This is a genomic window from Pseudomonas reactans, assembly GCF_013385825.1.
GTDB lineage: Bacteria > Pseudomonadota > Gammaproteobacteria > Pseudomonadales > Pseudomonadaceae > Aquipseudomonas > Aquipseudomonas reactans.
This window is the reverse complement of record NZ_JACAPG010000005.1, coordinates 46,445-69,676: the sequence shown is the minus strand read 5'-3', so window position 1 is coordinate 69,676 and position 23,232 is coordinate 46,445. Positions and strand designations below refer to the sequence as shown.

Here is a 23,232-nt window from a genome sequence, read left to right as displayed (position 1 = left end):
AAGGGTTATTTGCCATCGTCGGCCTCCTTGGGCGGCAACGGCACGCCGGCAGGCCCCGTGGCGGCCGACAGCGCCAGCGCGGTCGCGGCGGTGCCGGCCTGGGGCAAGGGGATGGGAATGGTCGAGGCGAGAATCATCGCCGGGGTGAGGGTGAGAAAGGTCGTGCCGACTTTCAGGGTGATGGTCGCCCCGGCTTCGATCACCACGTTCATGCCGCCCTTGATGTGCACGTCGAGGCCGGCAGTAACACCGGTCTTCAACTTGCCGTCGATGATCATGTTGGTGCCGGCGGTCATCGACACAGCGCCTGTGGCTTTTTCGTTGCGATTGCCGCCCACCGAGGAATGCCGGTCACCACCGACTTTCTCGCGCAGGTCGTTATCCACCTTGGAATGGCGATCACCGCCGACCCAGTCCAGGGAGTCCTTGAGTACACGCTGGTCGAGGTTCTTCTGGGCGTGCAGGAACACCTGTTCCGCGCCTTTCTTGTCTTCGAAACGCAGCTCGTTGTAACCACCGCCGCCCTTGGATGAGTTGCTTTTGATCGTCGAACGCGTGGCATTTTCCGGCAGCGCATAGGGTGGCAGGGTGTCGGCGTTGTAGACACTGCCGGTCACCAGCGGTTGGTCGGGGTCGCCTTCCAGAAAACTCACCACCACCTCCTGGCCGATACGCGGCGTGTACAGCGCGCCCCAGCGTTTGCCGGCCCAGCCCTGGGCGACGCGAATCCAGCACGAACTGTTTTCATCGCGCTGGCCTTCGCGGTCCCAGTGGAACTGCACCTTGATGCGCCCGTATTTATCGGTCCAGATTTCTTCGCCCTGCTTGCCAACCACCATGGCGGTCTGCGGGCCGTGCATCAGCGGTTTGCGCGACACGCACGGCGCCCGGAATGGCTGCTGGCGCGACAGGGCGACAAACTCGCAGGTGAGCACCGGCTCTGGATGGTCCGGCGGCGTCGGCTCATAGGTGTCCGACGACAACCGGTAACGCGCCTCCAGCAACAGGAACTGCGCGTTCTGCTCGCTGCGCGGGTGTTCGGTCAAGGTCATCAGCGCGCCCGGAAACAGGCCGCGCGCGCGGGTGGCGCCGCTGACGCGCTGGGTGCCGGTGTGCAGCGACTCGATCAGCGTGCGCGCAAAGGTTTCGCCCTGTTTGCGTTCGGTGTATTTACCGGGGTAGTCGTAACGCTCATGACGCGATTGCGGGTAGCTGCCGGCCAGCGTCGACTTGGCCAGCAGGTTGGCGCTGGGCTTTTCGAAGTCGAAGTCCTGCAGGGTGTAGCCGCCCGGCTCCACCTCGCCGCTCATGCGCCAGTCGTAGATCACTTCGCTTTCGCGCATGGCGTGGTCTTCGGCGGGCATGAAACGCACCTGAGCGTACCCCGGCGCGGGCGAATGGGCACCGTAAGAATCAGCCAGTACCAACGTGTGACGCCCGGCCGCGCTCTTGAAGAAGTAGTAGATGCCCTCCTGCTCCATCAGGCGGCTGACAAAATTGAAATCGCTTTCGCGGTACTGCACACAGTAGGTCAGCGCCTTGTAGCTGGCGCTCAGGCCCGAGGTGTCGACATCCGCAATGCTGTAGGGCGCGAACACCTGCTTGAGAATGTCCGGCACACTCAGTTCCTGGAAAATCCGGCAGTCGCTGGCCAACGTCAGGAACCACAGCCACGGCCGCAGCACCGCCGTATATGTGGCGTAACGCCCCTGGCGACCGGTGAACGCAAAGTGACTGACGTGCCCGTTGAAGTAGCGGCTGCCGCCTTTGGGCAGGTCCACTGCGATGGTCATCTGGGTGGCCAGCAGGTCGTCGATATTCAAGTCGGCGCGCTCGCTGTACAACTCCAGCCGGTACTCGCTGAGCTGGGACAGGCCTTCCTGCGCCTGCATGCGTCGAAACAGCAGGACGTCGGTGCCCAATACGCTGGTGAGCTGTATTTCACGGTGAATCTGTAAGGTCGCCATAGTCGGTTACCGGTCGGCCTCGCAAAAGGCATAGGCAAACTCACCGTCTTCCACGCGGACCTGAACCTGCGTCGCGGGCGTGCCCTGCAGCAGGCGGTTGAGGAACTCGGTGCTGATCGCCGGCAACATCGAGTTGGTGAGAATCGCGTCGATCATCCGCCCACCGCTTTCCAGCTCGGTGCAGCGGCTGGCGATCAACTCAACGACGTCGTCGCTGAAGGTGAACGGAATCTTGTGGCCCTCGGCGATGCGCTTCTGGATACGCCCCAGTTGCAGGCGGATGATGCTGCCAAGCATGGCGTCGCTCAGCGGGTAATACGGGATGACCACCAGGCGCCCGAGCAGGGCCGGCGGAAACACTTCGAGCAAAGGCTCGCGCAGCGCCTTGGCGATGGTGTCCGGCGCGGGCATGCTGGTTTGCGGATGGCGGCACAGGCGGCTGATCAATGCGGTACCGGCATTGGTGGTGAGCAGGATCAGGGTGTTCTTGAAGTCGATGATCCGGCCTTCACCGTCCTCCATCCACCCCTTGTCGAACACCTGGAAAAACAGCTCGTGCACGTCCGGATGGGCCTTCTCCACCTCGTCCAGCAGCACCACGCTGTAAGGCTTGCGTCGCACCGCTTCGGTCAGCACGCCACCTTCGCCGTAGCCCACGTAACCGGGCGGCGCGCCCTTGAGGGTGGAGACGGTGTGCGCCTCCTGGTACTCACTCATGTTGATGGTGATGACGTTCTGCTCGCCGCCATACAGCGACTCAGCCAGGGCCAGCGCGGTTTCGGTCTTGCCCACCCCGGAAGTGCCGGCGAGCATGAACACGCCCACCGGTTTGCCGGGATTGTCGAGGCCGGCGCGGGAGGTCTGGATGCGCCGCGCGATCATCTCCAGCGCATGGTCCTGGCCGATGATGCGCTGGCCCAGGCGCTCGGCCAGGCGCAGTACGTTTTCGATCTCGTTCTTGACCATGCGGCCCACGGGAATGCCGGTCCAATCCTGCACCACCGAGGCCACGGCCTGTTCGTCGACGCTGATCAGTACCAGCGGATGTTCGCCCTGCTGCGCGATCAGTTCGTCCTGCAGTTGGCGCAACTCGGCCAGGCCGACTTCGCGGTCATCGGACTCGGCCAATTGGCTGCGCAGGCGCTGGATCTGTTCCACCAGCGCCAGCTCGTTATCCCAGCGCCCTTCCACTTCGTCCAGGCGTTCGCGTTCACTGGCCAGCAAGGCTTCGACCGAGGCGCGACGGCTGACGGTGTCCACGCCAATGGCGGTCTCGCGCTCGATGATTGCCAGCTCGGTTTCCAGGGATTCGATACGGCGCCGACTGTCATCCACCTCGGCCGGGGTCGCGTGCAAGCTGATGGCGACGCGAGCACAGGCCGTGTCGATCAGGCTGACGGCCTTGTCTGGCAGCTGCCGCGCCGGGATGTAACGGTTCGACAAACGCACCGCCGCTTCCAGCGCCGAATCGAGGATGTGCACCTGATGATGGTTCTGCATGGTTTCGGCAATGCCGCGCAGCATCAAGAGCGCGCGGGCTTCATCCGGTTCGTCCACCTGCACGGTCTGGAAACGCCGGGTCAGCGCCGGGTCTTTCTCGATGTGCTTCTTGTATTCGGCAAAGGTCGTCGCGCCCACCGTGCGCAGGGTGCCTCGGGCCAACGCAGGCTTGAGCAGGTTGGCCGCATCGCCGGTCCCGGCAGCACCGCCCGCGCCGACCAGGGTGTGGGTCTCGTCGATGAACAACACCACCGGCTTGACGCTGGCCTGCACCTCGTCGATCACCGAGCGCAGGCGCTGTTCGAACTCGCCTTTCATGCTCGCGCCGGCCTGCAATAGGCCGACGTCGAGGGCCAGCAGTTGCACGTCCTTGAGGCTGGGCGGCACGTCACCACGGGCGATGCGCTGGGCAAACCCCTCGACCACGGCGGTCTTGCCGACGCCCGCCTCGCCCACCAGGATCGGGTTGTTCTGGCGGCGACGCATCAGGATGTCGATCACCTGGCGAATCTCTTCATCGCGACCGACGATGGGGTCCATCTTGCTCGTACGCGCTTGCTCGGTGAGGTCGACGGTGAAGCGCTTCAGGGCTTCCTGCGGTTTGGTCGGGGCCAGTGCGCCAAGGTCTTCACCGGGTGTTTGGTAGCCATCGCTGGCGGTCATCAGTGCTTCGGGGGAGCCCTTGAGCACGTCTGCAAATCGTTCGCTCAAGTCATCGATACCGACTTTATTGAACTCACGGGAGACCCCGTACAAGCCGTTGCGCAAGCTGGGGGTTTTCAGCAGTGCCAACAGCAAATGGCCGGAACGCACCTGGGATTCGCCGAGCATCAACGTGGCGTAGACCCAAGCACGTTCGACGGCTTCTTCTACTTGCGATGACAAGTCGGTGACCGATGTCGAGCCACGGGGCAAGCGGTCGAGGGCGGCGGTCAGGTCACGGGCCAATACGGCCGGGTCGATGTCGTAATGACGGATCAACCGCAGCAGGTCCGAGTCGGTCAGTTGCAGGATCTGCTGCAACCAATGCACCAGCTCCACATAAGGATTGCCACGCATCTTGCAGAACACGGTGCTGCTTTCAATCGCCCGGTAGCACAGGCTGTTGAGTTTGCCGAAAAGCGCGACGCGACTGATATCAGCCATGGGCAGGTCCTTGTGTAGTAATAGAAATGCGCGGGTTGATCAGCAACTGCCGATCGTCCTGCTCGGGGGCCTTGCTGCTCAGCCAACTGGTCCAGCCCAGAGGCGCGGAACCGAGGCGCAAGCCAGGCAGTTGTTCTTTCTTGACGATCAGGTTGACGTCCCAGTCCAGCGCCAGGCCGACGTATTGACGCACCCAGTCCTGCACGCGCTGCAGGCTGTCGCCACCGGGCAACAGGCGCCGGGTTTGCGCCAGATCGAGGGGGCCGATCAACAGGCGGAACTTGTGCTGGGTGTTCCAGACTTTCTTGCCCATCACGGTGGTCTGGCCGAGTACGGCGGCATCGGGGCCGCTGCGCAGGGCGCACAGGCCGTCAACGGGTAACTTCATCCAGTGGCCGACAAACTGCTCGACCCGCACCGGCACGCCGAGGTAGTCGGTCAATAGGGCGGCCAAGCCCTCGGCATTGCGCGTCTGCGGGCCCAGGCGTCCGGCGAAGTGCAGCTTGGCCACGTCGGGCACCGTGTTGCGGTCCAGCAATGACGCCTGGCCGATGCCGATCAGGGAGCCCAGGTACTGCGCAAAACGGTCCGCTCCCGGCCGGTCCAGGCTCACCGCCGGTTGAGCGCTGGCCCAGGCGCGGTAGAACAGGCTGATCATGCGGTGGTGGAACACGTCGCAGAACGCCGCAAGTGTGGGGTCGTTGCGGTTGCGTTGGCGGTCGCGGATGTATTCGGTGAGGTGAATCGGCAGCGGGCCGTTGGCGCCCATCAGGCCAAAAAAATTCAACAACAACTTGGGTGCTGCACCCGGCGTAAGCGCAGCGATCATCGCCGGTTCGAACGCCAGCGACGGCCGCTGCCCGAACCGCACGGCCTCATCCGCCGGGCGCGCGGCCTGGCCGATACGCGGCAAGTGCGGGAACGCGCACTCCAGCTGACGCAGCGCGCCGTAGAAATCGAAGCGCGCCGGGTGCGCCTCCAGGGCGCCGAGCAGGGTCAGAGGATCTCGCATCTGCCCACCCGCGCCGGCCAGTGCATGATCACGCCACGCGTCGTGCTCTTGATCAGCGTTTCGGTGAATGAATTGAGCGATACGTACTTGGCAAAAAACTGCTCCAGCACCGAGCCCAATACAAAGACGCCGGCGCCTTCAAACGCTGCTTCATCCAGGGTCACGCTGACCTGCAAGCCCCGCCCATAGGTGATCGGCCCCGGCAAAGGCAGGCGTCGCACGATGCTTTCGGCAGTCACCGAGCGCAGGCCTTCGATCTGCTTGTGGGCGGCTTCGTCTTCGATACGGCAATACAGGCGAAGCAGATCACGCAAGGCATTGGCGCCCTGCTCTTTGTCCTGGTCCAGCAACGACAGGTAATTGAGGGACAAATGGCTGACCAGGCGCCACGCCGTTTCGCCCTCGGCAAAGGATGGCGCCGGCACGGTTGGCCCGACCAAACAACGCACGGCCTGCACCGGCGCGCCGGACTCGACGCTGAAGTCGGTGCGGCCACTGCCTACCGGCATGCTCAACACCAGGTCACGGTTGCTGCACAGGACGTCGATGCCCAATTGGCGCAGGTCGCTGCGGTGCGGGGCTTCCTGGGCGTCCACCAGAGACAGGAACAACTCGCTGCCGATGTAGCTGGAGCGCGGGCCCTGGCGGCGCTGTTGCTCGGACAATACCCGCGCATCGCGGCGCACCTGGTAGAACGCGTTCGGCGGTTTGCGTGCGTGCAGGTCATTGGCGCGGTAGAACGATTCGAAGGTCTGGCTGGCCTCGGCGCCACTGCCATAGCCGGTCACGCCTTCGATCTGGTAGATCTCGTAATCCATCGGCCGCGTGCGGTCCGCAATCACGTGGTATTCAGACTGCTGGTCGGACAGGTGCACACGCTCGGCGCGCATCGGAAACAGGTTGATCGCCGGGGTGCAATACAGGCCGAAGTTCGCAGCGCTGAGGCTTTGCTCCAACACCGGGTCGAGCTTCTTGAACAGCACGATCACGTCCAACTGTTCAGCGCTGCAGCGGCTGACGCTGTTGGCCAGTCCAACCACGTCGGCGAACATGAAGCGCTGCGGCATGGCGAAGTACTCCTGCAGCAGCCGGTAGCCCTGGAACTGACGCGGGCCGGTAGGCAGCAAAGCTTCGCTTTGGCTGTAACCCAGGCTGCGAATCGCGCTCTTGGGCAGGAATTGGTGCCAGTCGACATGCTCCTGCACCGGCATCACCAGCACGCCGGCGGCCTGGGCCAGCAGGTGTTCAAGGATGCGCGACGGCATGGCTTCGCCGCCACGGATGTGCAGCGGCAGGTTATCGAGGGACAGGTCGCTGAAGGTGAGGCCGGCACCGACCCTGAGGCGCAGGCGCAGGGCTGCCTTGACGCCGCCCAGGCGCGACAGATCGACGCCGGCCACTTGCGCGCCGCAGGCAAAGTAGCGCGCCTCGACCAGCTCGACGGGCCACAGGGTCACATCGTGAGCGGTGCGAAATTCGCAGGCGGTCTGGTCGCCCTTGCCCAACTGGCTGTGCAACGCGGTATCGCGTGGCACCTTGAACCCAGAGGCCAGACTGCCCTCGCCCATGTCCGGCTGCAATTGCACCACCGCCATCGACGGCGTGGGCGCCAGGTATTGCGGGTACACCAGCTCCAGCAAGTGGTTGGTAAACCGTGGGAACTCGGCGTCGATCTTCAACTGCACCCGCGCCGCCAGAAAGCTGAACCCCTCCAGCAACCGCTCCACATACGGGTCGGCACAGGCATAGGTTTCCAGCCCCAGGCGTCCGGCGACCTTTGGGTAGTCACGGGCGAATTCACCGCCGACTTCCCGCAGGTGAGCCAGTTCACGTTCGTAATAGCGCAGCAGTTTGGCGCTCACCGCACGTCCCTTGTCTCGATATCGAAAAGCCTGGCCTCGCCTGCTTCCAGGTCGAGTTCGGTCTTCAGGTACAGGCGCTCGGGCAACGGTTGGCCCCAGAGTTCGCCATGAATTTCAAAGGCCATCTGGTTAGGACTGGCCGTGGCCCCCGAGGGCGCCACCGGCACCACCCGCACGCTGTTGCGTAAAATCCGCGGTTCGAAATCCCAGATCGCCTGGCGGATGCGCCGCCCCAGCTCTTCCCGGTCCAAACCGGCGGCGGTCTTGCCGGCAAGGTCCGGCAGACCAAAATTGACCACCGACTGCATCGCCAGTGGATGTGCGCTCAGGTCGCGAAAACTGCCCAGGCTGGTGCTGTTGAGCAGCCAACCCAGGTCACGCAACACCGCCTGGCGCAAGCCGCGCATGGACAGCACACGCTTGTCCCGTGGCTCCACGGCCTGCTCGGTGTCGTCATCGCTCAGGCGGTCGAGCAAGGACGGTTGCAGGCGTTCGCGACTGGTGAGTTCAGCCATGGGGGTGGGTCTCCCTCTAAACGTTGTGGATCAGGCGGTTGTGGCTGCGGTTGTGGCGAGCGGGCTCGCCACAAGAAGCCCGCTCAGCACAAACACAACAGGCTCTATAACCACACCGAAGACTGCCGAATCAGATTTTCTGGTTCTTTTCCAGGTCCCACTTCTTCGGCGTGCCGGTGATCACGGTGTCGCCGGTGAAGGAGTCGAACTCGTAGCTGATGGTGGTGAAGTTGATCGAGATGGTTTCGCTCGGGCGCTCGCCGTTGCTGCTGGCGGAGTAGGAGCTGATGATCGCGCTGCCAAGGATCAACTTGAGGAATACCTGTTGTTTCTTGTCCGGGCCGCCGGTCTGGATGAAATGGATCTCGGCATCACCCAGGCTCTTGCCGCACACGGCCTGCATGAACAGGTCGGCGGAGGCCAGGTCGGTGACCTTGGTCATGGAGATTTCCGAGAACGATGGGTTGCTGGTGTCGCGGTCGGCGCCGCCGCCACTGGTGGAGATCGCCCGGCCAACACCCATCTGGATCGCATCGATGGTGATCCAGTCCTTGTGCCCGTCGACGGTGGAGGTGCCTTTGATCTGGGTGCCTTTGAAGTTCAGCAAAATCATGGTGGTTACCTTTCAGGGTTGATCAGTTGGATTTGGTGGACGGCAGCTTGGAGACCAGGCGCAGGGACACAGTCAGGCCTTCGAGCTGGTAGTGCGGGCGCAGGAAAAACTTGGCGCCGTAGTAGCCGGGGTTGCCTTCGATTTCTTCCACCACCACTTCAGCGCCGGCCAGTGGCTTGCGCGCTTTGTCGGCATCGGTGGCGGTGGCCGGGTTGTGTTCCACGTAGCGGCCGATCCAGTTGTTGAGCCAGATCTGCATGTCGTCACGCTCTTTGAACGAACCGATCTTGTCGCGCACTATGCACTTCAAGTAGTGGGCGAACCGGCAGGTGGCGAACAGGTACGGCAGGCGCGCGGCCAGGTTGGCGTTGGCGGTGGCGTCCGGGTCTTCGTACTCGGCGGGCTTGTGCATCGACTGCGCGCCGATGAAGGCCGCCAGGTCGCTGTTCTTCTTGTGCACCAGGGGCATGAAACCGTTCTTGGCCAGTTCCGCTTCGCGGCGGTCGCTGATGGCGATTTCGGTCGGGCAGGTCATGTCGACACCGCCGTCATCGGTCGGGAAGGTATGCACCGGCAGCCCTTCCACCACGCCGCCGGATTCGATGCCGCGAATCTGCGAGCACCAGCCGTAGTGTTTGAACGAGCGGTTGATGTTCACCGCCATGGCATAGGCGGCGTTAGCCCAGGTGAAGTCCTTGGCGCCAGCAGCGTCGGTGGTTTCTTCAAAGTCGAATGCTTCCACCGGGTTGGTCTTGGCACCATAAGGCGCACGGGACAGGAAGCGCGGCATTGCCAGGCCCACGTAACGCGAATCCTCACTGGCGCGGAAGCTGCGCCAAGCCGCGTGTTCCGGGGTCTGGAAGATCTTGGTCAGGTCGCGCGGGTTGGCCAGTTCCTGCCATGACTCCATCAGCATCACGCTGGGGTCGGCAGCAGTGATCAACGGGCAGTGCGCCGCCGCGCTGACGCGGGCCATCTGGGTCAGCAGCTCCACGTCCGGCGCGCTGTTGTTGAAGTAGTAATCGGCCACGAACGCACCATAGGGCTCGCCGCCGAACTGGCCGTATTCCTCTTCATAGAGTTTCTTGAAGATCGGGCTCTGGTCCCAGGCCACACCCTTGAACTTGCGCAACGTCTTGTGCACTTCGTTCTTGGAAATGTTCATGACCCGGATCTTCAGCGACTCGTCGGTCTCGGTGTTGTTGACCAGGTAATGCAGGCCGCGCCAGGCGCTTTCCACACCCTGGAATTCCTCGTGGTGCAGGATGTGGTTGACCTGCTCGGTGAGCTTCTGGTCGAGGGCGGCGATCAGGCCTTCGATGGTGCCCAGCACGTCGTGGGGCATCAGTTGAGTGCCTTGCAACGCTTGCTCGGCCAGGGTGCGCACCGCGGTTTCCACCGCTTCCTTGGCCTTGTCGGTCTTGGGCTTGAACTCTTTTTGCAGCAGGCTGGCAAAGTCGCCAGCTTCGAACTCAGTGGTGACCAGCGGCTGTCCGGCCTGTTCCGATTGCGGAGTGGACATGACGGTTTCCTCGAATTTTGGGCAAAGCATCCCCGTACCGGGGCAAGCGAGGCACCGGCAGAGTCAGCGGTTATTCAGTTATTCGCTTGGTTTTGGCGCAGTGCTCAAGGCCTGCATCACGCTCGGGTCGGCGAGCAGTTTGGCCAGCAGATCCTCGGCGCCGACCTTGCCGTCCATGTAGGTCAGCAGGTTGGACAATTGGCTGCGCGCGGTGAGCAGTTGGTTGAGGCTCGGCACCTTGCGGGCAATGGCCGCCGGGCTGAAGTCGTCCATGGTTTCGAAGGTGATCTCCACCGGCAGGTTGCCCTCGCCGCTCAGGGTGTTGGGCACCTGGAACGCCACGCGCGGTTTCATCGACTTGAGGCGCTCGTCGAAGTTGTCGATGTCGACTTCCAGGAACTTGCGCTCGGCCACCGGCGGCAACGGCTCGGCGGGTTTGCCGGAGAGGTCGGAAAACACCCCCATCACGAAGGGCAACTGCAAGGTTTTTTCCGAGCCGTAGATCTCCACGTCGTATTCGATCTGCACACGTGGCGCCCGGTTGCGAGCGATAAACTTCTGACTGCTTTCTTTGGCCACAGGACAAGCTCCGGTGAGTGGGATTGATACAAAAGGGTCAGTTGTCGCTGTTGCGAATACCGCTGACCAGCGCCAGTTGCGCAAGACCGTCGGGAGCCAGGTCTTGCAGCAATTCCATGAAATTCTTGTCGATCAGTTTCTTCGCCCGTTGCAGCAAGAACGGCACGGGACTGGCCGGTTCGTGGGTCTGGAAATAGGTGCACAGGCGATCGAGCGTCTGGCGCGCGTCTTCGCGGCTGTTGATCTCGCCACGGCTGGGTAGCGGCTGGAGGGCCGGGGCATCGGCCGTAACAACCGGTGCCGGCACATCCAGTCGCGGACGGCGGATCACTTCACCGGCACGCCGCAACAGTGTGGCCAGGCTGCTCAGATCGATAGCGCGGCCAACACCGACTTTCTCGGTGAGCAACTGCTCGATCTGCACGCTCAGCGCCAGGGCTTGGGCCAATGCGGTTTCGGTGGCGTCCAGCGCCAGCGGGTCAGCCTCGGCCAACGCGCCCTCGATCACCGCCAGGCAGAGGTCACCGGTTGGCTCGGTGGTGGCCAAGTCGATCTGGCGCAGGCTCAAGATGCCCACACTGCGCGCACTGATCAGCGGCGTGCCCAGCAGGTCGCGCAACAGCCCGGACGGCTCACAGAGAAACGCCAGGATATTGATGCGCAGCAGCGGGTCGTGATCGTCATCGGGATCGAGTTGGGGGTGCAGGCCTTCCCAGCACTGTTCCAGCAACCCATGGATCAACCGCAGGCCCGCAACCAGGCCGGGAATACCGTGCAGGTTGAGCTGCGCGCGGGTCAGCCAGATGGCCAGACGCAGGTCGCGGCTGCGTTCCAGCAGCGGCAAGGCCAGCACCATCACGCGCTTCCAGTTCGGTTCGATGGCTTGGGTGATGGTGTCGCCGTATTGCACCTCGGGCTTGCCCAAGGCTTCCTCTTCCAGCTCAAGGAATTCGGGATCGTATTCGACATTCAGGCCACCGCCGTCGGCTTCGCCGAGAGGCAAGGCAAGCGCGGTGAAATCCAGTGGTTGAGCGTCGGTGGGCAGGCCCATCGCAGTTCCCTCGTTCAAGTTGTTCTGGGAATAGAACAAGCGAGGGAAATGATTTATTCCGAGGGTCTGGAAAAATTCTTAATGCGCGCTTTCTTCTTCGATGCGCCGGCGATGGGACTCGGCATACGCCGCCTGGCGTGCCAGCAACAACGGATCATCCGAAGGCTGGATGCCTGAGGGCAATTCCAGCGGGTTGAAGTCGATGTCGCGGCACGCACCGTCGACCTGGGATTTCTGGTCGTCGATCACCAACACACCGGCATCGATCTGCCGACGCCCCTCGGGCCAACGCACGGTGGCATCGGTGGTGACATCGCCAGGATCGGCCAGGGTGATGATCAGGTGCCAGCGCACCGGCCCCTGCTCCAGTTGCGTGGCAAGGCCAAAGGCGAGAAAGTCGGGATCACCGTGCTGCGCGGCGGTCATCGCCTTGTAGGGTATCTCGGGCACCATGCTCCAACGCACGAAACGCTCCTGGCCCTGAGCGTTGATCATGCGAAAGGCGTTGACGCTGTAGTACGTTGTGTTATCAAAACCGGAAGAGCCTGGATGGACCGCAAGCCATTGTTCGAATGGGCGCATTTCCGGATGGGCGCGCTTGAAGGCCTGCATCTTTTCCGGGTCAGGAACATTATCGCCATAGGTGGGCATCGAGGCGCGCAACTGCTGGTAAAGACCTTCGGGCGTGTTGACCGGGAACACCGGCACGGAATTCATCGCCATGTACCAGGCGTCGCCCGCAGCGCCCGCCAGGCGCAACGCCATACTGCGGATCATGCCGTGCGCGTCCGCCTGGGCCGGATCACCCCCGGCAGCGGACAGGCGACCAATCAACGGCACCGTGCCGCGTTGCAATACGCCGGCGTGGGAAACCTCTGTCGCATTGCCATTACTTTCAAAGTGGCCGCTGATGCACAGGCCCTTGGCATGGTTACGCCGAAACCCGGGATGAGCACCGCCCGCGACCGCTTCCATCTCATCGACGATCTGTACGGCAGAGGGTGACGGCGAATACAGCAGCCATACGCACGTGCCAGCAATCACTGCGGCAGCCAGGGCTAAGGACAAACGGAGGTGTTTTTGCAGCGGAAAGGTTCTTTTCATCACGCTATCTGGGATCACGGCATCGGGAACCAATGCCCGACCCCAGCATGGTTATTTCTGGAGCGCGGCGATCCACATCGGTGACGGCGCCCCGGCAAACAACTGGGCGGCACTTCGGTCGGCGACAAGTCGGGCAACGGCGTTGAGGTCCACACCTTCGGGCTCGCCGATCAGGGCGTAGCCCAGTTCAGACTGGCGCCACGTTACTACGTTCATTTGCGCGACGCTTTGCTGGGTGATCGACTGATCAGGCTTGGGCTCTTTCATCACGCACAGCGCGACCGGCGCACCACTGGCCGGCAGGTACACCAGCTGGATCAGCGCCTTGTTGTTGAAGCGCAGGCGCTGCACACGCTTGAATGTCAGGCCGGCGGAACTGAGGTCGGGAACGCGCAAGGCCAGGCCGTCGATATCCCGGATATCCGCGAGGGTCTTGGTGATGGCATCCGTCGGCTGCGCGCCGTAGGCCACGGTCTCACGGGTGTACAGATGCTGGTAGGCAGCCGCCTGTTGCACCCATGGCGAGGCCTGGGCAACGGCCGGCGCGGTGGTCTCGATACCCGGCTTCAGCGCACCACTGAATGCACCAACTTGAAGCACCAGGGCATAGCAGGCTGCACCCGCAACGAACGTCAGGGCCGGCCATGCAAATTTAGGTTGGAAGAATGCGAACAGGCGGGAGAAAACGCTGTCTGTCTTTTCGTCGGAAACTTCAGCGCTACGAGAGGGGGCAGGTTCAGCCGTATGCTGAGCCGCCAACGCCGCAATACTGAGCTTGAGACTTTCGGGCACCGGCGGCAGGTTCTGCCGGGCAAAGGCTTCCTCATAAGGCAGGCACGAGGCCATCAACCGGGAGACTCGTTCAGCCAGGTCCGGCGAAGCGTCTATGAGCCGCTCTAGCTCCTGGTTCTGTTGCGACGAAAGCTCGCCGTCAACATAGGCCATTAGCAAGGCATCATCCGCTACCATGGGTTTTTCTCTCCGTTTGTATTCATCAGTTTCTGCAGGGTGATTCTCAGCCTTGTGGGCCAAAGCGGCGAGCCAGCGGGTAGCGACAAGCCATCATATTGATATCAGCTTCACGGTTGCAACAAGTCAAAAAACTTTAAAGCAAGCGGCGAATACTCGGTGACACGCACAAATACTTTAAGAGAACACCCGGGAATCGAAAATATTCCCAGGGCCTGATAAATCTTATATGTTTCACTCCGTGTCAGGGTATTTTTCCTGACACGGCTGCCAGAATCATTGGCCTGTAACCTGCATAAGCTGTCATTAACCTTTCAATGACGATCCAAATCGGTACACTTTGTCAGCATCTTGATACAATTCTTCGACACCCAGGACCCTCAGCACCGCAAAAAGGACGCCGCGACACAGGCATCCGCTACGGTATCGACCTCGTAGCCTGACCGCTCCATTTTAGGCATCAAGAAATAATAAGAGGAAATATGTCGATCACCGGTGCTGATTTACCCGCACTGCTCCCCGAACTGTTGCCACGCCTGTGGGCCTTTGCGTTGCGCATTTCCGGCGACAAGCATGATGCCGAGGACCTGGTGCAGCTCGCCTGTGTCCGCGCACTGGAACGGGCCCATCAGCTGCAGCCCGACACCTCGGTACTGAGCTGGATGTTTTCCATCGTGCACTCCACCTGGATCAACGAACTGCGCTCACGCAAAGTGCGCAGCCGTTCGCGCATGGACTGGAACGACGAATTTCTCGAAACCGTCAGCGACCCCGAGGCGCCCAACCCGGAGTCCGACCTGATGCACCGGCAGATCATCGAAGCCGTGGAAAAACTCCCCGATGGCCAGCGCGAAGTGATGCTGCTGGTAGGCGTGGAACGCTTCAGCTACAAGGAAGCCGCCGAAATGCTCGACCTGCCGATCGGCACCATCATGAGCCGGCTGTCCCGTGCGCGCCAGGCGATCGGCGCGCTTTTTGATTCGCCAAAAAGCAAACCTTTGCGCGCTCGACCGCAAAGCTCCTCCGCAAGCTGAAACCGCTCTACACCGGCGTCCTGAACGGGACCACCCTAAGGACTACGCCACCCCTCCTCCCTCGCCGCGAAATGCACTGGGACTCAACCCCGTCCACCGCTTGAACGCCCGCCGGAAACTGCGCACATCGCTGTAGCCGACTTCCTCGGTGATCCGCTCGATCGATAGCCCTGGATTGCCCAACAACCCCATGGTCCGCGCACGCCGCACTTGCTCCAGCAAGGCCTCGAAGGTCAATCCATGTTCAGTCAGGCGGCGACGCAGGGTGCGACCACTCATGTTCAAGTCACTGGCGACCTTTTCCAGCTGACTGCCCTGCAAGTCGCGGGAAATGGCGCGTTCAACCGCCTGGATCAGGTCCATCTTCTGGTGCAACTGGGCGCTTTCCAGCTCCAGCAACTCCACGGCCTGGCGCAGCGCCAGGGCATGATGGTTAGGCAGCCGCTCGTTCATCCAATGCGGCGCCAGCACCATGCGGTTGCGCAGGCAGCCGAAGCGTACGTCGTCACCAAACAGGCGCTGGTACTCGGCCATGTAGGGTGGAGGTGCATGCACAAACTCCATGCGCAACGGCATGAACGCCTGCCCCACCAACGCCCGGCCGTACACCATGAGGCTGGCAAAGAACTCTTCGGCGGCAAACACCTGCACCTCGGCGTAGGGCAACAGGCATTCAACGTCGACAAACACCTCATCGACGCCTTCGTGGGTTCGGGTGGTGGCGATGCCGCCGGAGGTGTGCTGATGGCGCTCGCCAATCGCAAAGGCGTCGCGCAAGGTCTTGCACAGGGAAATCACATGGCCGAGCAAGCCCAGGGTGCCCAGCACGTTCTGGTTGCCAACCCACAGGCCCAGTCCCTGATCGGGCAACACCTTGAGCGCGCGCTGGATCATCGCCACGGCCTGGCGATAGGAGATGCGCTGGGCCGGGTCATCCAGATCAGCCAGGGTGAAACCCAGGCCGCGGCACAGAGCCTCGGCACTGGCGCCCTTTTGCGCCACCACCTGCCCCAAGGTCTGCAGGAGGAACGGCGACACAAGCGCCAACTCGAAGTGCGGGTCTACGGCTTTCCTTTGCATGGATCACGGGTTCCTGACTGAGTACTTCAGTTCTTGTTTTAGAAACATCCTGACAATCATAGGCGCTTGCAAGATCTGCTGCACCCTGAGTGAAACCTGTCCGGCAAAGTCCCCCTATCTGGCCGCCAAAACCCTGCCCGGCCGGGCATACAGGGCTTATTTCTATGGCCAGCAGTGCCCTAACAATAATAACGAGGCCAGACATGAACCCCACCCGTGCGCTTCACCCGCTGCAACTCGCGCTGTTGAGCCTGATCAGCCTGCCGGCCCTGGCCACCGAAGGCGGCGTCGACAACATCGGCCCCGGCACCGATGGCTTCTACATCCTGCCACTGGATGTGAACAACCTGCCGGACCATATGTTCGCCTTCAACCTCTACTACAACCACTACGAGGCCAGGAAGCTGGACATCAGTTCCTTGGGCGGCAAGGTTTCCGAGGTGCGCATCAAGTCCGACGCGATCATCCCGCGGCTCGACTACCTGAGCCCGGTGCGCATTTTCGGTGGGCGCCTGGGGGGCTATGTCGCACAGCCTTATCTGAAGCAGCAGGTGGCGCTGTTTGGTATGTCGGACACTCGGGAAAGCATGGGCGACACCACCGTGGCGCCGATCATCCTGTGGGACTTGGGGCCCAGCCTGACCCTGGGTGCGGCAGTGGAAATCACCTTGCCTACCGGCGAATACGATGCGTCGCGACTGGCCAATACCAGCAACAATTTCTACACCTATAAACCGCTGGTTTCGGCGACCTGGATGCCGAATGACCGCACTGAGTTGTCGATCAAGACGACCTACAGTTTCAACAAGGAAAACCACGATACCGACTACCGCTCCGGGCAGATTTTCCACTTCGACTATTCGGCCAGTTATAAGGTGACCGATAACCTCAGCCTTGGTGTGAATGGCTATTACCTGAAACAGACGACCGACGATAAGCAGTATGGGCGTACGGTGGTGAACGTTTTTGGTGAACCGGTGGATGATGGAGTGCGGGGCCAGGTATTTGCGATTGGGCCGGCGGTGTACTTTACGTTTTTGAAATATGCCAGTGCGGAGGTGCGATGGGCCAAGGAGTTTGATGTGGAGAATCGGCCGGAGGGGGATATGGTGTGGGCCAAGCTTACGATTCCGTTTGCTTTGTAAGGCTTTGGTTCCTACAGCCGATTCGGCTGCCTCACCCCACTCTTCAGCTTTCCCCGCTGAACCGCCCTCCGGTTTCAGCCGGGATTCACCCCGCACAACCCGCACAATAGCCCCACAGCTCAACCCCATGGATTCGTGCACCCATGCAAACCACCAATACCGTCTTGATGATTCGCCCGGCGCGCTTTGCCTTCAACCCGGACACCGCGATCAACAACCGCTTCCAACGCCTGCCCCTTGATCCGCTCAGCGCACAGCAGAAAGCGCTGGAAGAGTTCGACAGCTATGTCGACACCCTGCGCAACCACGGCGTGGAAGTGCTGGTGGTGCAGGACACCCCACAACCCCACACCCCCGACTCGATTTTCCCCAACAACTGGTGGAGCAGCCACGCCGACGGCAGCCTGGTGCTGTACCCGATGGAAGGCCGGAACCGACGACTGGAGCGCAACAAAGGCGTGCTGCAAGTGTTGGAACAGCGATTTACCGTCAAGGACACCATCGATCTCAGCCACCTGGAACAACAGAACATCTTTCTCGAAGGCACCGGCAGCATGGTGCTCGACCGCCAGCACCGCATCAGCTACGCCTGCCACTCCGGGCGCACCCACCACGACGCCCTGCGCCAGTTCGCCGAACGCCTCGACTACCAGCTCTGCGTGTTCCACGCCGTCGACCGCCATCACGCGCCGATCTACCACAGCAACGTGATGATGAGCGTCGGTCGCGACCTCTCGGTGGTGTGCCTGCAAGCCCTGCCCGACGCCAGCGAACGCCAGGCCTTGGAAAGCTCCCTGCGCGACACCGGCAAAGACATCCTCGCCCTCGACTTCGACCAATTGGAAGCCTTCGCCGGCAACATGCTTGAAGTGCATGACCGCGACGGCCAGCCGCTGCTGGTGATGTCGGCCAGCGCCTGGAGCGCCCTGCAACCCGCCCAGCGCCAGCACGTGGAACGCCATACGCGACCGGTGGTGGTGAACATCGACAACATCGAACGCATCGGCGGCGGCAGCGCCCGCTGCATGCTGGCGGAAGTGCATCTGCCCGCCCGCGCCACCGTCCAATAACTCAAGGAGTCTTGCCATGACCCGCTATATCGACGTCAACGATCTCTGCTACCTGGTCTCGCAAAAAGGCCTGCAAACCTGCATCACCGAGATGGCCGAATACATTCGCGCCGACTACCTGCGCTGGCAGGATTTCGAAAAATGCGCGCGCCTGGCCAACCACTCACCGGACGGCGTGATCGAGTTGATGCCGGTGTCCGACGCGTCGCTGTACGCGTTCAAATACGTCAACGGCCACCCGAAAAACACCCTGGCCGGCATGCTCACCGTGATGGCCTTCGGTGCCTTGGGCGATGTGGACACTGGCTTGCCGGTGCTGCTGGCGGAAATGACCTTGACCACCGCGATCCGCACCGCCGCCACCTCGGCGTTGGTCGCCCGCTACCTGGCCCGCGACAACAGCCGCAGCATGGCGCTGATCGGCAACGGCTCCCAGAGCGAATTCCAGGCCCTGGCCTTCCACGCCATGCTCGGCATCAATGAAATCCGCCTCTTCGACATTGACGCCAAAGCCACCGCCAAGCTGGCAGCCAACCTCAAAGCCTTCCCGGCAATCAAGGTAATCCTGGCCGGCAGCGTCGCCGAAGCGGTGAAAGGCGCGGACATCGTCACCACCGTCACCGCCGACAAGGCCTACGCCACCATCCTGACGGACGAGATGATCGAGCCCGGCATGCACCTTAACGCCGTCGGCGGCGACTGCCCCGGCAAGACCGAGCTGGACCGACGTATCGTCGAGCGCGCGCGGGTGATCGTCGAGTACGAACCGCAAAGCCGCATCGAAGGTGAAATCCAGCACATGCCGGAAGATTCGCCGGTCACCGAACTGTGGCAAGTGATCAACGGCCAGCGGCCTGGCCGCGAGAATGCGCGCCAGGTCACCCTGTTCGACTCGGTGGGTTTTGCCATCGAAGACTACTCGGCGCTGCGCTACGTGCTGGATGTGGCCAAAGCCTTGGACGTGGGCAGCACCCTTGAACTGGTGCCAGACCTGGCCGACCCGAAAGACCTGTTCGCACGCCTGGCCCAGCAGCCACGCGTACAGCAGAAAAAGCGCGCCTGAAAACGCTCTGGCCTGCCGCTTTGAGCCGAGGGCGGGCCAGATTCACCGTCATAAAAAGCCGATTCAGCGGGCGTCTCAGCCGATTCCGCTGCATTACACGGATTAACAGCGCAATTCGCGCTTTATGCGAGGGGTAAACGACACAAAAAACGCACCACCATGGAGCATCCTCTCCCCCCAATAAGAACGATTTGTTTCAATTCGATTACTGCCCTGACATCAATTACAAAATATAGGGACTTCACATGACTCCACTGCGATCACTCTTCGCCGCGTTGCTGTTGCCACTCTGCGCCACCGCCGCCCACGCCCAGGACTGGAAAGAAATCCGCTTCGGCGTATTCCCCGAGTATCCCCCCTTCGAATCCGTCGCCGCCGATGGCAGCCTGCAAGGCTTCGATATCGAGTTGGGCAACGCCATCTGCGCCAAGCTGGAAGTGAAATGCACCTGGGTGCACAACGAATTCGACGGCATGATCCCGGCCCTGCGCGCACGCAAGTTCGACGCGATCATGTCCTCCATGGCCGTGACCCCGGCCCGCGAAAAAATCATCGACTTCAGTGATCGTCTGTTCCTCAGCCCCACTTCGGTGATCACGCGCAAAAGCGCCGACTTCGGCGACACGCCGGAATCCCTGAAGGGCAAGCAAGTCGGCGTGTTACAGGGCTCGCTGCAAGAGGCCTATGCCCGTGCGCACCTGGCAAAACTCGGCGCGCAGATCAAGGCGTATCAGTCCCAAGACCAGAACTACGCCGACCTGCAGAACGGCCGACTCGACGCGACCCTGACCGACAAGCTCGAAGCCCAGCTCAACTTCCTGTCCAAGCCCGAAGGCGCCGACTTCAAGACCGGCCCGGCCTTCAAGGACCCGACCCTGCCGCTGGACATCGCCATGGGCCTGCGCAAGAACGACCAGGAGCTGCGCGCGCTGATCAACAAGGGCATCGCCGCCGTCCAGGCCGATGGCACCTACGCACAGATCCAAAAGAAGTACTTCGGCGATCAGGACATCTACAACGAATAACGTCCGTGCCACGCAAAAGCCCCCTGTAGGAGCGAGCTTGCTCGCGAAAATCGCCAACGATAACGCGTGCAACCAACATAAACGCGGCGCCCTTGAGTTTTTCGCGAGCAAGCTCGCTCCTACATAAAAGAGATCTTCCTCCCCATGAATGAACTCCTCAACCTGCAGGGCTACGGCCCGATGCTGGCCCAAGGCGCCTGGATGACGCTCAAGCTGTCATTCCTGGCCCTAGCCTTGAGCCTAGCCCTGGGCCTGATCGCCGCCGGCGCCAAGCTCTCCAGCGCCAAATGGCTGCGCGTACCGGCCACGCTCTACACCACGCTGATCCGCAGCGTGCCGGACCTGGTGCTGATCCTGCTGATTTTCTACAGCCTGCAACTGTGGCTCAACGACCTGAGCGAAGTGTTCGGCTGGGATTACTTTGAAATCGACCCGTTTACCGCGGGCGTCGTCACCCTGGGTTTTATCTACGGCGCGTATTTCACCGAGAACTTCCGGGGCGCGATCCTCAGCGTGCCGGCCGGCCAACTGGAAGCGGCAACCGCCTATGGCCTGAGCCGCTGGCAGCGCTTTCACCTGGTGCTGTTCCCGCAACTGATGCGCTTTGCCCTGCCGGGCCTGGGCAATAACTGGCTGGTGCTGCTCAAGTCCACCGCGCTGGTGTCGATCATCGGCCTGTCGGACCTGGTCAAGGCCGCACAAAATGCCGGCAAGACCACCAACGAGCCGCTGTACTTTCTGATCCTCGCCGGCCTGGTGTACCTGGTGATCACCACCCTGTCCAACCGCATCTTCAAGCGCCTCGAACGGCGCTACAACCTCGGCATCAAGGGGATGGCGCGATGATCGAACTGTTCCAGCAATACGGCCTGGCCTATCTGTTCAGCGATGGCGCGGGGTTGTCCGGCGTAGCGATGACGTTGTGGCTGTTCATCATCTCTGTCGTGTTCGGTTTTTTCCTGTCGATCCCGTTGGCGCTTGCGCGGGTTTCCGAGCACTTCTGGGTGCGCTGGCCGGTGGAGGTCTACACCTACCTGTTTCGCGGCACGCCGTTGTATATCCAGTTGCTGATTTGCTACACCGGGCTGTACAGCCTCGAAGTGGTGCAGGACAACGCCCTGCTCAACCAGTTTTTCCGCAATGCGCTGAACTGCACGCTGCTGGCCTTTGTGCTCAACACCTGCGCCTACACCGTGGAAATCTTCGCCGGGGCGATCCGCAATATTCCCCATGGCGAAATCGAAGCGGCCCGCGCGTACGGCCTGCACGGCTGGCGTCTCAACCTGTTCGTGGTGGTGCCCGCCGCACTGCGCCGCGCATTGCCGGCCTACAGCAACGAAATGATCCTGATGCTGCACGCCACGTCCCTGGCGTTTACCGCCACCGTGGCTGACATCCTCAAGGTGGCCCGCGACGCCAATGCCGAAACCTTCCTGACGTTCCAGGCGTTCGGCATCGCTGCCCTGCTCTACATGCTGCTGTCCTTTGCACTGGTGGGCCTGTTCCGACTGGCCGAACGTCGCTGGATGCGTTTTCTTGTTCCTACCCGAGGCTAACCCATGAATCAGTCCGCGCAGGCCCTGGCCGCTTATCCCGTTGATGAACCCGTGGCCAAACCCGCCACCGCCGCCATCAAGCTGCAAGTCGAAGGCATCCACAAACGCTACGGCGAACACGAAGTGCTCAAGGGCGTTTCCCTGAATGCGCGCCATGGCGACGTGATCAGCCTGATCGGCGCCAGCGGCTCGGGCAAAAGCACGATGCTGCGCTGCATCAATTTCCTCGAACAGCCGGACGCCGGGGTGATCACCCTGGACGGCATCAGCATCGAAATGCGCCAGGGCCGCGCCGGCACCCGTGCGCCGCATCAAGATCAATTGCAGAACCTGCGCACGCGCCTGGCCATGGTGTTCCAGCACTTCAACCTGTGGAGCCACATGACCGTGCTGGAAAACATCACCATGGCCCCGCGCCGGGTGCTGGGCGTGAGCGCCGCCGAAGCGGAAAAACGCGCACGGATGTATTTGGACAAGGTCGGCCTGCCGGGCCGCGTGGCGGATCAATACCCGGCGTTCCTCTCCGGTGGCCAACAACAGCGCGTGGCCATCGCGCGGGCGCTGGCGATGGAGCCGGAGATCATACTGTTCGATGAACCGACGTCTGCACTCGACCCAGAACTTGTAGGAGAAGTCCTCAAAGTCATACAGACGTTGGCCGAGGAAGGTCGTACCATGCTGATGGTCACCCACGAAATGGGCTTTGCCCGCCAGGTGTCCAGCCAAGTGCTGTTCTTGCACCAGGGCCGGGTTGAGGAACACGGCGACGCCAGGATCCTCGACCACCCCACCAGCGAACGCTTGCAGCAATTTCTTTCCAACCGTTTGAAGTGAAACCCATGGATACCAAGGCCAACGGACCCCATTCTTCCCCCGCGCTGGACCGCATCGATGAAGCCATCATCGAAGTCCTACGCCACCAGGGGCGTATCACCTACGAAAAGCTCTCGTCGCTGGTGCACCTCACGCCCAGGCCCTGCCTGGAACGGGTGCGCAAACTGGAACGACGCGGGGTGATCCGTGGGTATGGGGCGATCATCGATGTGCAGATGGTCTCGCCAGGCCTGTCGTTGCTGGTGCTGGTGGCCTTGTCGAACCAGAGCGGGCGCTCGGCGCAGAAGGCTTTCGAAGCGTGTGTGAAGGCTTGCCCGCAGGTGTTCGAATGCCAGTTGATCAGCGGCCCGTTTGACTACAGCCTGCGCATGCGCTGCCGGGACATGGAGCATTACCGGGTGCTGACGGAGACCTGGTTGAACAATGATGAGTTGCACATTGATAAGTTGGTGGCGCATCCGGAGTTGGCGGTGGTGAAGAACACCGCTACCGAACTGGCCTGAAACCCAGTCCACCCAACACTACATCCCCTTGTAGGAGCCGGCTTGCCGGCGATGGCGGCCTTGAATACGGCAGCCATCTCAA

Annotated in this window: 21 protein-coding genes; 9 read left to right on the top strand and 12 right to left on the bottom strand. The window is 61.9% G+C overall.

Features of this window, described 5'->3' with window-relative positions; translation table 11 throughout:
• Positions 1-5: 5 nt before the first annotated feature.
• The 11 genes from HX868_RS05045 to HX868_RS04995 form a co-directional block, all read right to left on the bottom strand.
• A complete protein-coding gene (locus tag HX868_RS05045) occupies positions 6-1,967 on the bottom strand; it encodes a type VI secretion system Vgr family protein (protein WP_177002125.1) in 1,962 nt (653 codons plus the stop codon).
• Positions 1,968-1,973: 6 nt separating this feature from the next.
• Entirely contained in the window at positions 1,974-4,613 is a 2,640-nt protein-coding gene (tssH, locus tag HX868_RS05040) for a type VI secretion system ATPase TssH (protein WP_177002124.1), read from the bottom strand.
• The gene (gene tssG / locus HX868_RS05035; RefSeq protein WP_246355480.1) at positions 4,606-5,625 is read right to left on the bottom strand and encodes a type VI secretion system baseplate subunit TssG; all 1,020 of its coding nucleotides are present in this window, start codon (positions 5,623-5,625) and stop codon (positions 4,606-4,608) included. The genes tssH and tssG overlap by 8 nt, the downstream gene beginning before the upstream one ends.
• Complete coding sequence (gene tssF, locus HX868_RS05030; protein ID WP_177002123.1) at positions 5,610-7,487, bottom strand: type VI secretion system baseplate subunit TssF; 1,878 nt, start codon at positions 7,485-7,487, stop codon at positions 5,610-5,612. Before tssF ends, tssG begins: the two co-directional genes overlap by 16 nt.
• Positions 7,484-8,002 (bottom strand): type VI secretion system baseplate subunit TssE, encoded by a 519-nt coding sequence (tssE, locus tag HX868_RS05025; protein WP_016977616.1) that lies wholly within the window; start codon positions 8,000-8,002, stop codon positions 7,484-7,486. Before tssE ends, tssF begins: the two co-directional genes overlap by 4 nt.
• 130 nt (positions 8,003-8,132) lie before the next feature.
• Entirely contained in the window at positions 8,133-8,615 is a 483-nt protein-coding gene (locus tag HX868_RS05020; protein WP_016978511.1) for an Hcp family type VI secretion system effector, read from the bottom strand.
• Positions 8,616-8,637: 22 nt separating this feature from the next.
• Positions 8,638-10,137 (bottom strand): type VI secretion system contractile sheath large subunit, encoded by a 1,500-nt coding sequence (tssC, locus tag HX868_RS05015; RefSeq protein WP_177002122.1) that lies wholly within the window; start codon positions 10,135-10,137, stop codon positions 8,638-8,640.
• A gap of 78 nt (positions 10,138-10,215) precedes the next feature.
• Positions 10,216-10,716, bottom strand: a complete 501-nt coding sequence (tssB, locus tag HX868_RS05010; protein WP_177002121.1) for a type VI secretion system contractile sheath small subunit — start codon at positions 10,714-10,716, stop codon at positions 10,216-10,218.
• Positions 10,717-10,753: 37 nt separating this feature from the next.
• Positions 10,754-11,767: a type VI secretion system protein TssA gene (tssA, locus tag HX868_RS05005; RefSeq protein WP_177002120.1), complete on the bottom strand. Its 1,014-nt coding sequence runs from the start codon at positions 11,765-11,767 to the stop codon at positions 10,754-10,756.
• Between the two features lie 78 nt (positions 11,768-11,845).
• The gene (locus HX868_RS05000) at positions 11,846-12,871 is read right to left on the bottom strand and encodes a catalase family peroxidase (protein WP_177002119.1); all 1,026 of its coding nucleotides are present in this window, start codon (positions 12,869-12,871) and stop codon (positions 11,846-11,848) included.
• A gap of 51 nt (positions 12,872-12,922) precedes the next feature.
• Positions 12,923-13,840 (bottom strand): anti-sigma factor family protein, encoded by a 918-nt coding sequence (locus HX868_RS04995; RefSeq protein ID WP_025999988.1) that lies wholly within the window; start codon positions 13,838-13,840, stop codon positions 12,923-12,925.
• Between the two features lie 482 nt (positions 13,841-14,322).
• On the opposite strand from HX868_RS04995, the gene HX868_RS04990 reads away from it, so the two are divergent.
• Positions 14,323-14,874 carry an RNA polymerase sigma factor gene (locus tag HX868_RS04990; protein ID WP_095015596.1) on the top strand — a complete coding sequence of 184 codons (552 nt, stop codon included), beginning with the start codon at positions 14,323-14,325 and terminating at the stop codon, positions 14,872-14,874.
• 42 nt (positions 14,875-14,916) lie between these two features.
• On the opposite strand, the gene HX868_RS04985 is transcribed toward HX868_RS04990, so the two are convergent.
• Complete coding sequence (locus HX868_RS04985; RefSeq protein WP_177002118.1) at positions 14,917-15,954, bottom strand: AraC family transcriptional regulator; 1,038 nt, start codon at positions 15,952-15,954, stop codon at positions 14,917-14,919.
• A 203-nt stretch (positions 15,955-16,157) separates the two neighbouring features.
• Between HX868_RS04985 and HX868_RS04980 the strand changes: the two genes are divergently transcribed.
• The 8 genes from HX868_RS04980 (at position 16,158) to HX868_RS04945 (ending at position 23,150) form a co-directional block, all read left to right on the top strand.
• Positions 16,158-17,099: a SphA family protein gene (locus HX868_RS04980; RefSeq protein WP_177002117.1), complete on the top strand. Its 942-nt coding sequence runs from the start codon at positions 16,158-16,160 to the stop codon at positions 17,097-17,099.
• A gap of 143 nt (positions 17,100-17,242) precedes the next feature.
• Positions 17,243-18,169 (top strand): citrulline utilization hydrolase CtlX, encoded by a 927-nt coding sequence (gene ctlX, locus HX868_RS04975; RefSeq protein WP_177002116.1) that lies wholly within the window; start codon positions 17,243-17,245, stop codon positions 18,167-18,169.
• A 16-nt stretch (positions 18,170-18,185) separates the two neighbouring features.
• Entirely contained in the window at positions 18,186-19,232 is a 1,047-nt protein-coding gene (locus HX868_RS04970) for an ornithine cyclodeaminase (RefSeq protein WP_016979447.1), read from the top strand.
• Between the two features lie 245 nt (positions 19,233-19,477).
• A complete protein-coding gene (locus tag HX868_RS04965; protein ID WP_028616986.1) occupies positions 19,478-20,257 on the top strand; it encodes an ABC transporter substrate-binding protein in 780 nt (259 codons plus the stop codon).
• Between the two features lie 144 nt (positions 20,258-20,401).
• Positions 20,402-21,103: an ABC transporter permease gene (locus HX868_RS04960; RefSeq protein WP_177002115.1), complete on the top strand. Its 702-nt coding sequence runs from the start codon at positions 20,402-20,404 to the stop codon at positions 21,101-21,103.
• Positions 21,100-21,813 (top strand): ABC transporter permease, encoded by a 714-nt coding sequence (locus HX868_RS04955; RefSeq protein WP_177002114.1) that lies wholly within the window; start codon positions 21,100-21,102, stop codon positions 21,811-21,813. Before HX868_RS04960 ends, HX868_RS04955 begins: the two co-directional genes overlap by 4 nt.
• Positions 21,814-21,816: 3 nt before the next feature.
• Positions 21,817-22,647 carry an ABC transporter ATP-binding protein gene (locus tag HX868_RS04950; protein ID WP_218168558.1) on the top strand — a complete coding sequence of 277 codons (831 nt, stop codon included), beginning with the start codon at positions 21,817-21,819 and terminating at the stop codon, positions 22,645-22,647.
• Positions 22,648-22,652: 5 nt separating this feature from the next.
• On the top strand, positions 22,653-23,150 hold the full coding sequence (locus HX868_RS04945; RefSeq protein ID WP_016974875.1) for an Lrp/AsnC family transcriptional regulator: 498 nt from the start codon (positions 22,653-22,655) through the stop codon (positions 23,148-23,150).
• Positions 23,151-23,232: the final 82 nt, after the last annotated feature.